This is a genomic window from Mesorhizobium norvegicum (assembly GCF_004919685.1).
GTDB classification, from domain to species: Bacteria; Pseudomonadota; Alphaproteobacteria; order Rhizobiales; family Rhizobiaceae; genus Mesorhizobium; species Mesorhizobium norvegicum.
Genome location: NZ_SMYZ01000004.1, coordinates 96,704 through 110,706 on the forward strand (window position 1 = coordinate 96,704; position 14,003 = coordinate 110,706).

The window sequence follows — 14,003 nt, forward strand, 5'->3', positions numbered from 1 at the left end:
GCCGGGGCGTTGAGAGGAGCCGCCATGCAAGATATCCGCGTCGTCACCGATTTCCCGCGAAAAATCCGCGAGATCGAGAACCTGTGGATTCCGATGCCTGACGGCATCAAGCTGGCGGCGCGTGTCTGGCTGCCGGAAGACGCGGAAGCCGATCCGGTGCCGGCGATCCTCGAATATTTGCCCTATCGCAAGCGTGACGGAACGGTGGAGCGCGATGCGCTGACGCATCCCTATTTCGCCGGTCACGGCTATGCCGGCGTGCGGGTCGACATGCGCGGCTCGGGCGACAGCGAGGGACTGTGCAAGGGTGAGTATCTGAAGCAGGAGCAGGATGACTGCCTGGCGGTCATCGAATGGCTGGCGAGGCAATCCTGGTGCTCGGGAAGCGTCGGCATGATCGGCATCAGCTGGGGCGGCTTCAACGGGCTGCAGGTCGCCGCCCGCCGCCCGCCGGCGCTGAAAGCCGTCGTCTCGCTGTGCTCGACCGACGACCGCTATAATGACGACGTGCATTATCTCGGCGGCGCGATGATGTGCGACAATCTGATGTGGGGCACCACCGCCTGGGCGATCGCCATGACCCCGCCCGATCCGCTGATCGTCGGCGACCGCTGGCGGGATCTTTGGGAGCAACGGCTGAACGGCAACGGCATCTGGATGCAGGACTGGTTCGAACACCAGCGCCGCGACGATTTCTACAAGCACGGTTCGATCTGCGAGGATTATTCCGATGTCGAAATCCCGGTCTATGCCGTCGGCGGCTGGGCCGACGGCTACCCCAATCCGATCTTCCGGATGCTGGAGAAGTTAAGCGGTCCCCGCAAAGGCCTGATCGGACCCTGGGGCCACAAATATCCGCACTTCGCCATGCCCGGCCCGCGCATCGGATTCCTACAGGAGTGCCTGCGCTGGTGGGATCAGTATCTCAAGGGCATCGACACCGGCATTGCCGACGAGCCGATGCTGCGCGCCTGGATCCAGGACCCCGCACGGCCGGCGGCGATCTATGACGAGCGGCCCGGCCGCTGGGTCGCGGAACCGGCGTGGCCGGGACCCGGCGTCGGCGAAAAGGTGCTGAACCTTGGCCCTCATGTGCTGAGCGAGGCCAAGGGCGAAGATACGATCCTGGAGATTTCGTCGCCGCAGACGGCCGGCCTGTCTTCCGGCGCCTGGTGCGGCTATGGCGTGATGCCGACCTTGCCGGTCGACCAGCGCACGGAAGAAGGCAATGCCTTGATCTTCGAGACCGCGCCGTTGAGCGAAGCAGTCGAGATCCTCGGTTTCCCCGAATTCGAGGTCAAGCTCTCCTCCGACAAGCCGGTCGCGCTTCTCTCCGCGACGCTGTCGCAAGTGTTTCCCGAAGGTGCTGCCTCGCGCGTCAGCTACGGCATCCTCAACTTGAGCCACCGCAACGATGATCTGGACATCGCACCGATGGTGCCGGGCCAGGCGGAAGCCGTCCGCATCAAGCTGCGCTGCTGCGGGCAGCGTTTCGAGGTCGGCGAGCGTATCCGGCTGGCACTGGCGACATCGCACTGGCCGATCGTCTTCCCGACGGCCGAGCAGGCGACGTTGTCGATCCATTGCGGCGACAGCCGGCTGATCCTGCCGGTGCGCCCACCGCAGCCGCTGGACGACACGCTAGGGGCTTTCTTGGGCGCGGAAAGCGCCACGCCGATGGAGCAAGAGGTGCTGGCCAAGGGCGACGGCTTCCAGCGCTCGGTGTCGACGGACCAGGTCACCGGCGAGACCGTCTATCAGGTCGTCAATGATGGCGGCACGGTGCGGCATCCGCATACGCAGATGATTGTCGCGGCGAGGCATGTCGACCGGTTCACCATCCACCCGGGCGATCCGAACTCGGCGGTCGGCACCTGCACCTGGGAGAAATCCTATGGCCGTGGCGACTGGCAGGCGCGGCTTTCGGTGAAGGCGACGGTAAGGGCGCTGCGAAAAGTCTGGCGGATCGAGACCCACATGACCGCCCATGACGGCGATGAGCGGATCGTCGACCGCAGCGAGGTCAAGGAGTATCCGCGCGATCTCAACTGAAAGCGGCTGCGACGCTACGGCTAGGCCATCGATTTCGGCAAGGCGGCGGCCAGCGCATCGACGGCCAGCCGCACCTTCAGCGGCAGATGCGGTGTCTGCAGCCAAAGGGCATGGCAGTCGTAGAGATATCGCGGCTGGTCCGGCAACAGCGCCACCAGCGCGCCGGCTTCAATGCGCTCGCGCACCAGCCAGTAGGGCAGCCAGGCAAGCCCCATCCCGTCGGCAGCCGCGTCGGCGATAGCATCGAGATCGTCGAGCCGCAGCCGGCCGGTTGGCGTGATCTCCTGCACGGGTTGCCCTTCTCGCACAAACAGCCACGGCTGAACCACCTGGCCGAGCCGGCGGTAGACAATCGCTTGATGGTCGGCGAGGTCTTCGATCCGCCGCGGTTCGCCATGGCGCTGAAGATAGGAGGGCGCGGCGCAGACGACCATGCCCTGGCGCGCGACGCGGCGCGCGATCATTCCAGCCTTGTCGTCCAGAGTGCCGGTGCGGATGGCAAGGTCGTAACCGTCCTCGGCAAGGTCGGCGAAGCGGTCGCTGAGCGACAGGTCGAGCTCCAGCATCGGATATTGCCGAGCAAGCTTCAGTAGCACGGGGGTCACGCAGTGGCGGCCGAAATGCGCCGGCATGGTGACGCGCAGTTTGCCACGCGGTTCGGAGAACTGGTCCGCGGCGAGCGCATCGGCGGCCTCGGCCTCTGCCAGCACCACGCGGCAGCGTTCATAGTAAGCGCGGCCGAAGTCGGTCAGGCTCTGCTTGCGTGTGGTCCGGTTGAGCAGCCGCACGCCCAGCCGTTCCTCGAGAAACCGGACATGCTTGCCAACCATCGGTCCGGACAGATCGAGTGCGACTGCGGCGGCTGCGAACGAACCGAGGTCGGCGGCTCTGACGAACACGGCCATGCTCTCAAGCCGATCCATATTCGGAACTCCTGGTTTCTACTGTTCTCACTTCACAGCCATTTATCCCCGGAGAGCTCAGCTGCATAGCTCATTCGGTTCAGATGATTTGGAGTGTCCCGAATGGCACGTGTGGTTCGCTTTCACCAGCATGGAGGTCCCGAGGTTCTGCGCATCGAGGATGTCGAGCTTCCTCCACCGGTCCCAGGCGAAGTTCAAATCCGCGTCAAGGCGCTCGGCCTCAATCGCGCCGAGGTGCTGCTGCGCGCGGGTACCTATATCGAGACGCCGACGCAGCCCTCAGGACTTGGCCTCGAGGCGGCGGGTGTTATCGAGGCGGTGGGCGAAGGTGTTGAGGATTTCGCGCCAGGCGACAGCGTCAGTGTCATCCCGCCGCAATCGATGATCCGCTGGCCGGCTTATGGCGAGTTGGCCACCTATCCCGCCGGGCTCGTGGTCAAGCATCCGCCGTCGCTCGACTGGCGGACGGCGGCGGCGGTCTGGATGCAATATCTCACCGCCTATGGCGCGCTGATCGATATCGCCAGGCTTGGAAGTGGAGATGCCGTCGTCATCACCGCGGCCTCAAGCAGCGTCGGGCTTGCGGCGATCCAGATCGCCAACAGGATCGGCGCGATGACGATTGCAGTAACGCGGACATCGGCCAAGAAGCAGGCTCTCCTCGACGCCGGTGCGGCGCATGTCGTCGCCTTGGCCGAGGAGGATCTGACGGCACGGCTGAATGAGATCGCAGGGCCAGAAGGCGTGCGCGTCGTGTTCGATCCGATCGGCGGCCCGATCTTCGAGCCATTGACAGCGGCGATAGCGCGTGGCGGCATTCTCATCGAATATGGCGGCCTCAGCCGCGAGCCGACGCCATTCCCACTGTCAGCCGTGCTGGCCAAGACGCTGACGCTGCGCGGCTACCTCGTCCACGAGATCACCGGCGACCCGGCCAAATTGGAGGCCGCCAAGGCGTTCATCCTCGAAGGACTCGAGACCGGGACTCTAAGGCCGATCATCGACCGGACCTTTGCGTTCGACCAGATCGTCGAGGCGCACCGCTATCTGGAGTCGAACGTGCAATTCGGCAAGATCGTGGTGACGATCTGAGATCGTGGTGACGGTTTGAGCGGAGATGGCGAACAAATCATTCTTGCTGAAAAGATCGCCCTTGAAGGCGTGGCTCTGCATCCCTAACTGTTGCGTGCGGGCCGGGCCCCTCTGACTGTCGCTTTTGGCGATTGTGATGTCGGACCGCTTTAACGGGCCCGTTTCCATCTTTTCGGTCAAGCGGGCCCATTCTTTTTTGGTTTGGAGCCCCACATGACATCTTCCCTCCTTGGTATGGTTTGCCCCTCCTGCCGCGTCGCGCTCGTGATGAGCGAACGCCAGGGTATCGAGATCGATTACTGTCCGCAGTGCCGCGGCGTCTGGCTTGATCGAGGGGAACTCGACAAGATCATCGAGCGTTCCGGCAGGGAAGCGGCGCCCGCGCCGCAGCCGGCAGCATTCTCCCCGCCGCAACATGGCCAGGGCCGCGATGACGATTATTCCCGCTCGCAGGGCCACCGCTATCCGAAGCGGAAGAAATCGTTCTTCGAAGAGTTGTTCGATTGACGGCATGACGCCCGGGACCCGTGCCGGCGTTTGTTGAAAATTCCCGAAAACCACATCGATAAAGGTCATCCCCGATGATGTCTCGAACCAGCCGATTTGCCACCCTCTTTGCCGGACTGTTCCTGGCATTCTCGATGGTCGCGATGGACCATGCCGAGGCCCGTCGCGGCGGCAGTTTCGGCAGTCGCGGCACGCGTACGTTCCAATCGGCGCCGCCGACCAGAACAGCGCCAGCGCCGACCGCTCCGGTCGAGCGTTCGATGACGCCCAGCACCGGCGTGAACAACGCGGCCCGACAGCCACAGGCCGGCCTGCAGAGGCCCGGCTTCATGAGCGGCTTCGGTGGAACAATGATGCGCGGCCTGCTGCTCGGCGGGCTGATCGGACTGCTCGTGGGCCAAGGCTTCGGCGGTCTGGCCGGCATGTTCGGCTTCTTGCTTCAGGCCCTGCTCATCGGTGGCGCAATCATGCTGGCTATCAGGTTCTTCCGCTCGCAGTCGGCGCGTGGTCCTGCCCCGGCGCTCGCCGGTGCCGGCAATGTCCAGGCTTCGCGATTTGAGAACCGCGCAACGGCACAACAGCAAACTGCAGGCTCCTTCACAATTCCCGGCTTTGGCGGCGGATCGGGCGGAGGCTCTCCGGCCGCGGCCTCTGAGGAGATCACGCTGGCCCAGACCGATCTCGACGCATTCCAGCAGCTGTTGACCGATGTCCAGGAAGCATTCGGGCGCGAAGACCATGCCGCCCTGCGCCGGGCGACGACCCCCGAGATGGTGTCCTACCTGTCCGAGGAGCTGGCCGACAATGCCCAGAAAGGTCTCAGGAACGAGGTAACGGACATCCACTTGCTGCAGGCCGACGTGGCCGAAAGCTGGCGCGAGGATGACCACGACTACGCCACGGCCGCCTTGCGCTACGAGTCTCGCGACGTGACGCGCGAACGGGCCAGCGGCAAGGTCGTCGAGGGTGACGCTGATCACCCGACAGAGACGACCGAGCTGTGGACCTTCGTGCGTGAGAATGGATCGAACTGGAAGCTCTCGGCAATACAACAGGCTTGAGCCCGGCTCGTTTTGTCGAGCCTTCGATGTGATGGGCAATTGCGGGCGTTCAGCTCACGATCCTGACACACATCGGCGTGCCGATCTCGATGGCGCGCAAAACGCTGAGACCAGCACCGCGAGCGCCCTGAAAACAGGGGGCCTCGCGGTTCAGGCTGCCGGCAAAGACCAGACAATCCCTATATGATTTCCTCCCCTGCCCGCCAGCACTTCGGCGCGCGGGAGGCGTGAGAATTTCGCCTGTTCACGCTTGCAACGAAGCCTCATATGTGAAAATACTATTTACAAAAGAAGATTGGAGGGAGGAGACGTCGTGCATTCAGGCGCCTTGACGCGTGTTCAAACGATTGCGCGGCACTTCCGGCAAGACTGGCGGAGCCGGCCATGAACGACTTCGCGCCCACGGTCGGCGTCGCCTCGACGTATCCCAAGAACATGCCTGAAGATCACGCCGCGCTGCCGGTGTGGAACGCCGAAAACTGGTTCTATGAGGACTGGCCAGTCGGCCAGAAAATCCGCTCATTGCGCCGCACGATGGCGGAAGGCGACAGCCACCTTTTCAACACGCTGGTGCTCGACATCCACCCCTATGTGCAGGACCAGATGTTTGCCGAGAGCGAAGGCATTTTCGGCAAGCGGCTGATTGCCGGCGCTTTCGTCTTTTCGGCAGGCCTTGGTCTGGTCGCCACCAATTGCGTCAATGCCTTTTCCTATGGCTACGACAGACTACGTTTCATAAAGCCTGTCTTCATTGGCGACACGATCTATTCGATCCGCTCCAACCTGGACAAGAAGCCCCGCTACAAGGAAATGGGGCTGATCCGCGCCAGCTATGAGGTGTTCAAGGGCGAAGGCGAACTCGTTCTCTATTGCGAGCATCTGCAGACGGTGAAGTACCGCAACCCCGCCGACTTCGTCGGCAAGACGGAGAAATAGCGATGCCGGCAGCAGCCGAATTGCCGCTCGCCGGTCTTGTCGTCGTCGACATGAGCCAGTTCCTGTCCGGGCCTTACTGCTCGCTCAGGCTGCTCGATCTCGGCGCCCGCGTCATCAAGATCGAGCGTCCGGATGGCGGCGACCTGTCGCGCCGGCTCTATCTCAGCGACACCGAGATCGGCGGCGATTCCACCATCTTCCATGCCATCAACCGGGCCAAGGAAAGTCTTGCTGTCGACCTCAAGAACGAGGCGGATCTCACGGTACTGCGCGGCCTTCTGGCCAAGGCCGACGTGCTGATCCAGAATTTCCGGCCGGGCGTCATCGAACGGCTCGGCTTGGACTATGAAGCCGTCCGCAAGATCAACCCACGGCTGGTCTATGCCTCGATCAGTGGCTATGGCGAGGACGGTCCGTGGGTCAAGCGGCCCGGCCAGGACCTGCTGGCGCAATCGCGCTCCGGCGTGATGTGGCTGAACGGCGACGAGGACCAGGGGCCGGTGCCGTTCGGCCTCGCCATCGGCGATATGCTGGCCGGTGCGGCCTGCGCGCAAGGTATTCTGGCAGCACTGGTGCGGCGCGGCATCACCCGTCAGGGAAGCCATATCGAGACCAGCTTGTTGGAAGCGCTGGTCGACTTCCAGTTCGAGGTGCTGACCACGCATCTCAATGACGGCCGCCGCTTGCCCAAACGCTCCAACTTCCGCAGTGCGCACGCCTATCTGTCGGCGCCTTACGGCGTCTACCCGGCAAAGGACGGCTATCTCGCCATAGCCATGACGCCGATCCCCAAGCTGGCCGATCTGCTGTCGCTCAGCGAACTCGCACCCTATCGCGACAAGCCTGCGTCGTGGTTCACCGCGCGCGACGACATCAAGGCGATCATCGCGCAAAGGATCGCCACCAAAACCATCGACGAATGGCTTGCCATTCTCGAACCCGCCGACATCTGGTGCGCCAAGGTGCTGACCTGGCCGGAAATGCTGGCGAGCGAAGGGTTCCAGTCGCTCGACATGCTGCAGACGGTGACGCGCGAGGATGACGTATCGATCCTCACCACCAGTTCGCCGCTCAGGGTCGATGGTATCAGAGCCAAGGTCGATCGGGCCGCGCCGCGCATCGGCGAGCATAGTGCTGCAATCCGCGCGGAGTTCGGCCTGTGAGCCTGCCCACGCTCAAAGGCATGACCTGGAGCCATCCGCGTGGCTACGACCCAATGGTCGCCTGTTCCTCTCTCTGGGAGCAGAAGACTGGTGTTGCCGTCGAATGGGACAAGCGCTCGCTGCAGGATTTCGAATCCTTCCCCGTTGAGGAACTGGCGCGCGCCTATGACCTCATCGTCATCGACCACCCGCATGTCGGCCAGATCACGGCGGAACGCTGCCTCGAGCCTCTCGACGTCAACGGTCGCGGGACGGAGCTCGCCGCGCTCGCCTCTGGCAGCGTCGGCCAATCCTATCCGAGCTACAACTGGCAGGGACGGCAATGGGCCTTCCCGATCGATGCGGCGACACAGGTCCAGGCATGGCGGCCGGACGCGCTCGATGCGCCGCCGGCGCGGTGGAGCGACGTGCTCGATCTTGCCCGGCAAGGCCGCGTGCTGCTGCCGCTGCGCCCGCCGCATGTGCTGATGGTGTTCTACACGCTTGCCGGCAATCTCGGACATTCTTGCGCGACCGATCCGTCCCGCGATCTCATTGATCTTGGAACCGGCAGCGAAGTGTTTGAGACGATGCGGGAGATCGCAGCGCTGGTCGACCCGGCCTGCTTCGAGATGGATCCGATTGCCGTCTCGGAACGCATGGCAGAGGCCGGTTCCCGTATCGTCTGCGCGCCGCTGATCTACGGCTACGTTTCCTATGCCATGGCTGGTTTTCGGGCAAACCGGTTGGCCTTCGCCGACATCCCGGTCATCGGTTCCGTTGGTCCGGTCGGTTCAGCGCTCGGTGGCACCGGCATAGCGGTTTCGGCGTTTTCCAGCGCGAAAGATGCCGCGATCGATTTCGCCTACTGGGTCGCCAGCGGCGATGTCCAGCGCGGCGCCTATGCCGCCGCCGGCGGCCAGCCCGGCCATGCCGCGGCCTGGGAGGACCAGACCATCAATGAAGCGACCGGCAATTTCTATCGGGATACGCGCGCGACGCTGGAAGGCGCATGGGTGCGGCCACGCCATGACGGCTACATGGCGTTCCAGCAGGCCGCGTCCGACCGCATCCTTTCCGGCATGACCTCTCGGCACAAAGCCGCCGCGGTCGTTGCCGATCTCAATCGCCTGTTTCGGGAAAGTTCTCCGGCGCCCGGCGCTGCCTATGAAGCGTGAGCGAACCCAGTCAGTCGAGCCGCCACAGCTTGCGGGCATTCGCGGACAAAAGCCTGTCGCGCTCCGCAATGCTGCAACCTGAAAGCAGCGCATGGGTCGCCGCCACCCAGGTCGACAGGCCGCCGCCAAGCGTGCAGACCGGCCAGTCGCTGCCCCAGACGACACGGTCCCAGCCAAACGCACCGATTGTGTGCTCGACGTAAGGGCGCAGCGTCTCAGCCGTCCAGCTGCCCGCATCGGCATAGGCGACGACCCCGGAAATCTTGGCCGTGACGTTCGGGCGCCGCGCGATCTCGCTCATGTGTTCGCGCCACGGATGCTCGGCTCCGCCCTTGATATCGGGGACGCCGCAATGGTCGAGCACGAACTGGACATCGGGCGCCAGATCGGCCAGCGCGATCGCCTTCGGGATCTGGTGCGGCAGCACGACGAGATCGAAGGTCAGGCCCGTACCGCCAAGCCGCTTGATGTTGTCGCGAAACAGCGCGCCCTCCGAAAGCTCGTCGGGCATCACATGCAGCACGCGGCGGAAGCCCTTGACGAAAGGGGTTACTCGCTGACGCTCGAGATAGGCGGGAAAGTCCGCCTCTTCGGGCCGGCAGGACGCGATCACCCCGGCCAGCATGCTGCCGGGTTGCCGTGACAGTACTTCGACACGAGCGGTCTCGGCCTCGATGTCGGCCGGATCGACATCGACCTCCATATGCAGCACGCGCTCGACGCCGACACGGTGCGCCTCCACGGCGTAATCCTCATAGGCGAAATCGCGGTTGAGCGCCGGCACGCCGGCGAGCCAGGGGTAGCGCAGGGCCGAGCGATCGATGAGATGCAGATGGGTGTCGATGATCATGGCTGGCTCCTCCTCCGGGCTTTTCAAATCATCTCACGGAGGAATTCTTCATTCAAATAAGAATTTACGCCGATGAGCCGACCGCAGAGCCGGCGAGGTGCGACAGCTTTTCCGCCGTGACCAGCAGCAGCTCGATCGTCCTTGTGATGTCGGGCGCCGAAGGCGCGTTGACGACGGTGATGTAGGGAATCGACAGCGCGGCGATCGCCTTGCCGTCGGAACTGCGCACCGGGGCGGAGAGGTTGAAGACGCCGGCGGTCTGCATCGAGGCCATCATCTCGTAGCCGCGGTCGCGGATCTGGTCGAGACGGGTGAAGAACTCGGCCGATTGCGCCGTCTTGTCGGTGCTGCGGACATGTTCCGATATCATCATCTGCCGCTCTTCCGGCGAGCGGAAGGCGAGCAGCACATGGCCCGAACCCGTGTCGAACAGGCTGATGTGCGAGCCGACACGGATCGAGATGCCCCAATAATTCGGTGCCTCCTGCTGACCGATGACGACGGCGGAACCGCGATCAAAAACAACGAGTTGGTTGGCCTGCTGCGAAGTCTCGGCCAGTTCGCGCATCAGCGGCGTGGCGTAGGAAACCAGCCGCCGCACCGGCGCATGCAATTGCGCCAGGCCGAACAGCTTGAGCGTCAGCGAATAGCGGTCGCCGTCGAGCCTGGTGACATAACCGCGCCGCACCAGCCGGTCCAGCATGCGGTAGAATTCGTTGGGGCTGCGGTCGAGCTTCTTGGCGATTTCGGCCTGCGTCAGGCCGCCGTCGACGCCCGCCAGCAGTTCAAGGATATCGAGCCCCTTGTCGAGCGCCGGCGCGCGATAGCGCTCGTCTTCGCTGTCGTCCATGGCTCATCCCTCCAGTGAATTTTGCCCTTCATATACGCAGGAACACGTCTGGCGGAAACAAATTTCGCCTTGACGTATCCGTGAATGTTTTGTTTGTATATGAATGTAGCACTTCTTGTCATCAGACGAGTTGCGGTCGCCGCTGAGGCGCACCAAGGGAGGATACCAATGAACAGACTGCTTTCCGGCGTGTCCGCCGGCATATTGATGCTTGCGTCAGGTGCAGGCGCTGCCCTCGCCGGCGACCTGCCCGGCAAGTTCGAAGGCGTGACCGTCGACGTGAAGCTGATCGGCGGCCAGCAATATGAAAAACTCTACGAGCGCATCCCCGAATGGGAGAAGGCGACCGGCGCCAAGGTCAACATCCTGACCAAGAAGAACGGCTTCGACATCGACAAGGAGCTCAAGTCCGACATTGCTTCGGGCAGCACCAACTGGTGCGTCGGCTGGAACCATTCGTCCTTCGCGCCGCAATATACGGGCCTCTACACCGACCTGAGCAAATTGCTGCCCAAGGCGGAGATCGACGCCTTTGTGCCGTCGACGATCAAGTCGGCCACCATCGACGGCAAGCTGGAGATGCTGCCGCGCGCCCAGTTCGACGTTTCGGCGCTCTACTACCAGAAGAGCCTGTACGAGAACGCCGACAACAAGACCAAGTTCAAGGCGAAATATGGCTATGATCTGGTGCCGCCGGACACCTGGAAGGAGGTCACCGACCAGGCCGAGTTCTTCGCCAACCCGCCCAATTTCTACGGCACGCAGTTCGCCGGCAAGGAAGAGGCGATCAACGGCCGCTTCTACGAGATGGTGGTTGCCGAAGGCGGCGAGTACCTCGACAAGGACGGCAAGCCCGTCTTCAATTCCGAGGCCGGCATCCGGGCGCTCGACTGGTTCGTCAACCTCTACAAGGCCAAGGCCGTGCCGGCCGGAACCACCAACTATCTCTGGGACGATCTCGGCCAGGGCTTTGCTTCCGGCACCGTCGCCATCAACCTCGACTGGCCGGGTTGGGCAGGCTTCTTCAACGATCCGAAGTCGTCGAAGGTCGCGGGCAATGTCGGCGTGAAAGTCGCGCCGAAGGGCTCTTCCGGCAAGCGCACCGGCTGGTCCGGCTTCCATGGCTTCTCGGTGACCGAGAACTGCCCGAACAAGGAGGCAGCGGCCTCGCTGGTGTGGTGGCTGACCAACGAGGACAGCCAGAAGCTCGAGGCCGCCGCCGGCCCGCTGCCGACCCGTACCGCGGTCTGGGACTGGGACCTGAAGCAGGCCGAAAACGATCCTTACAAGAAGGAGGTTCTTACCGCCTTCCAGGAAGAGGCCAAGCACGCCTTTGCCGTGCCGCAGACGCCTGAGTGGATCGAGATCTCGAACGCCGTCTATCCCGAGCTGCAGGCGGCGATCCTCGGCGACAAGACCTCCAAGCAGGCACTGGACGAAGCGGCTGCCAAGGCAACGCAAATCCTCCAGGACGCCGGCAAGCTGTAGAAACTACTCCCAGGACTGCCTCCCCCATCATGAATGGGGGAGGCGATCGCGTCTTGCCGGGCAAGAGCGCTGGCCGATCCAATTTGACTCTTCTATCGCCCGGCCCTCGCCTCGACAGGCGCCGACAACCTAATGCAATGCCTTACAGGAATTCTGATGAAGGGCTTCAAGCCATCCGCGCCATTCCTGCTGCTGCTTCCGGCTGGCATCGTGCTGGCGGCGGTTGTCGTGGTACCGCTGCTGTTGTCCCTGTACTCCAGCTTCACGCCGTTCCGCCTGACCAAGCCCGAGACATTTTACGTCTTCATCGGCATCCGGAACTATCTTTCGATCCTGTCCAACACCGATTTCTGGTGGGCCTTCGGCCGCACGGTTCTGCTGCTGACCATCGCGCTCAATCTTGAAATGCTGCTCGGCCTTGGCCTCGCCATGCTGGTCGAGAAGGCGACGCGCGGCCAGCGCATCCTGCGCACGCTGATGATGTTTCCGATGATGTTCTCGCCGATCCTGGTCGGCTTCCAGTTCAAGTTCATGTTCAACGACAATATCGGCCTGGTGAACAATGCGCTGCAATCACTCGGCATCACCAGGGATGCCATACCGTGGCTGATCGAAGGCCATCTCGCCTTCATCGCCATTTCGATCGCCGAGATCTGGTCGTCGACGGCGATCTTCGCCATCCTGATCCTCGCCGGTCTGCTGGCGATGCCCAAGGAGCCGATCGAGGCGGCGCGCGTCGACGGCTGCACGCCGTGGCAGACATTCCGCTATGTGACGTGGCCGTTCGTCATGCCTTTCGCCTACATCGCCATGACCATCCGCTCGCTCGACGTGGCGCGCGCCTATGACATCGTCAAGATCATGACCGATGGCGGACCGGCGGGACGCACCGAGCTGCTTTGGACATTGGTGGCGCGCACCGCCTACAGCGACGGGCGCATGGGCATGGCCAACGCCATGGCCTATTTCTCGATCCTGCTGTCGATCGCCTTCACCGTCTATTTCTTCAACAAGCTCGCCGCGGCGCGCACGCAGATCGGTGCGGAGTGGTGAAGATGGACGAGAATTCTTCCGCCCGCCTGAAGCGCCGGCTCACGGGCATCGTCTATCGCATCGGCCTGTTCCTGGCGATGCTGACGATCTGCCTGCCGGGCCTGTGGATCGTCATCTCGTCGCTACGGCCGACCGTCGAGATCATGGCCAAGCCGCCGGTGTGGATCCCGCAGGAGATTTCGTTCGACGCCTATGTCGCGATGTTCAGCGGTATCGGCAAGGGCGGCATCCCTGTCATCGAATATTTCCGCAACTCGCTGATCATCTCGGTGACCTCGACGGTGATCGCGGTGGCCATCGGCATGGCCGGCGGCTATGCCTTCGCGCGCTACCGCTTCCGCGGCAAATCGAGCGTGTTCCTCGGCCTGATGCTGACGCGCACGGTGCCGGGCATTGCGCTCTCGCTGCCGCTGTTCTTCCTCTATGTGCGGCTCGGCATCATCGACACGCATTTCGGACTGATCCTCGCCTATGTCGCGCTCAACGTGCCGTTCACGATCTGGTTGATCGACGGCTTCTTCCGTCAGGTGCCCAAGGACCTCGCGGAGGCGGCGCAGATTGATGGCTGCACGCGCTGGCAGGCGTTCTGGCAGGTCGAGTTCCCGCTCGCCGGACCGGGCATTGCGTCTGCCGCAATCTTCGCCTTCCTGACCTGCTGGAACGAGTTCGCGCTGGCCTCGCAGTTGACCCGCTCGGTGAGCGCCAAGACGCTGCCGGTCGGCCTGCTCGACTACACGGCCGAGTTCACCATAGACTGGCGCGGCATGTGCGCGCTGGCCGTGGTGATGATCATCCCGGCGCTCACCCTCACCTACATCGTCCAGAAACACCTTGTCGGCGGCCTGACCTCCGGCGCGGTGAAAGGCTGATC

13 protein-coding genes are annotated in these 14,003 nt (G+C 63.3%); 10 read left to right on the forward strand and 3 right to left on the reverse strand.

What is annotated here, in order from left to right:
* Positions 1-24 precede the first annotated feature (24 nt).
* Positions 25-2,052 carry a CocE/NonD family hydrolase gene (locus FCU66_RS02405; protein WP_136619101.1) on the forward strand — a complete coding sequence of 676 codons (2,028 nt, stop codon included), beginning with the start codon at positions 25-27 and terminating at the stop codon, positions 2,050-2,052.
* 20 nt (positions 2,053-2,072) lie between these two features.
* Here the strand turns inward: FCU66_RS02405 and FCU66_RS02410 are convergent, their stop codons facing one another.
* A complete protein-coding gene (locus tag FCU66_RS02410) occupies positions 2,073-2,975 on the reverse strand; it encodes a LysR family transcriptional regulator (RefSeq protein ID WP_136619102.1) in 903 nt (300 codons plus the stop codon).
* Between the two features lie 102 nt (positions 2,976-3,077).
* Here FCU66_RS02410 and FCU66_RS02415 point away from each other — a divergent pair, with 102 nt between their 5' ends.
* From FCU66_RS02415 to FCU66_RS02440, 6 genes are all read left to right on the forward strand, one after another.
* Entirely contained in the window at positions 3,078-4,067 is a 990-nt protein-coding gene (locus tag FCU66_RS02415) for a zinc-dependent alcohol dehydrogenase family protein (protein WP_136619103.1), read from the forward strand.
* A 213-nt stretch (positions 4,068-4,280) separates the two neighbouring features.
* Positions 4,281-4,574, forward strand: a complete 294-nt coding sequence (locus FCU66_RS02420) for a TFIIB-type zinc ribbon-containing protein (protein WP_136619104.1) — start codon at positions 4,281-4,283, stop codon at positions 4,572-4,574.
* Between the two features lie 74 nt (positions 4,575-4,648).
* Positions 4,649-5,635: a Tim44 domain-containing protein gene (locus FCU66_RS02425; RefSeq protein WP_136619105.1), complete on the forward strand. Its 987-nt coding sequence runs from the start codon at positions 4,649-4,651 to the stop codon at positions 5,633-5,635.
* A 384-nt stretch (positions 5,636-6,019) separates the two neighbouring features.
* Entirely contained in the window at positions 6,020-6,571 is a 552-nt protein-coding gene (locus tag FCU66_RS02430) for a MaoC family dehydratase (protein ID WP_136619106.1), read from the forward strand.
* Between the two features lie 2 nt (positions 6,572-6,573).
* On the forward strand, positions 6,574-7,734 hold the full coding sequence (locus FCU66_RS02435; protein ID WP_136619107.1) for a CaiB/BaiF CoA transferase family protein: 1,161 nt from the start codon (positions 6,574-6,576) through the stop codon (positions 7,732-7,734).
* Entirely contained in the window at positions 7,731-8,891 is a 1,161-nt protein-coding gene (locus FCU66_RS02440; protein WP_136619108.1) for an extracellular solute-binding protein, read from the forward strand. The genes FCU66_RS02435 and FCU66_RS02440 overlap by 4 nt, the downstream gene beginning before the upstream one ends.
* 10 nt (positions 8,892-8,901) lie before the next feature.
* On the opposite strand, the gene FCU66_RS02445 is transcribed toward FCU66_RS02440, so the two are convergent.
* Together FCU66_RS02445 and FCU66_RS02450 are read right to left on the reverse strand one after the other, a co-directional pair.
* Complete coding sequence (locus FCU66_RS02445; RefSeq protein WP_136619109.1) at positions 8,902-9,741, reverse strand: amidohydrolase family protein; 840 nt, start codon at positions 9,739-9,741, stop codon at positions 8,902-8,904.
* 64 nt (positions 9,742-9,805) lie between these two features.
* Positions 9,806-10,591, reverse strand: coding sequence for an IclR family transcriptional regulator (locus FCU66_RS02450; RefSeq protein WP_109661711.1), 786 nt, complete (start codon positions 10,589-10,591; stop codon positions 9,806-9,808).
* 168 nt (positions 10,592-10,759) lie between these two features.
* Between FCU66_RS02450 and FCU66_RS02455 the strand changes: the two genes are divergently transcribed.
* The 3 genes from FCU66_RS02455 to FCU66_RS02465 all read left to right on the forward strand — a co-directional run bounded on the left by FCU66_RS02455 (position 10,760) and on the right by FCU66_RS02465 (position 14,001).
* Complete coding sequence (locus FCU66_RS02455; RefSeq protein WP_136619110.1) at positions 10,760-12,079, forward strand: ABC transporter substrate-binding protein; 1,320 nt, start codon at positions 10,760-10,762, stop codon at positions 12,077-12,079.
* A 156-nt stretch (positions 12,080-12,235) separates the two neighbouring features.
* The gene (locus FCU66_RS02460; protein ID WP_136619111.1) at positions 12,236-13,132 is read left to right on the forward strand and encodes a carbohydrate ABC transporter permease; all 897 of its coding nucleotides are present in this window, start codon (positions 12,236-12,238) and stop codon (positions 13,130-13,132) included.
* A 2-nt stretch (positions 13,133-13,134) separates the two neighbouring features.
* Positions 13,135-14,001 carry a carbohydrate ABC transporter permease gene (locus tag FCU66_RS02465; protein ID WP_008875704.1) on the forward strand — a complete coding sequence of 289 codons (867 nt, stop codon included), beginning with the start codon at positions 13,135-13,137 and terminating at the stop codon, positions 13,999-14,001.
* Positions 14,002-14,003: the final 2 nt, after the last annotated feature.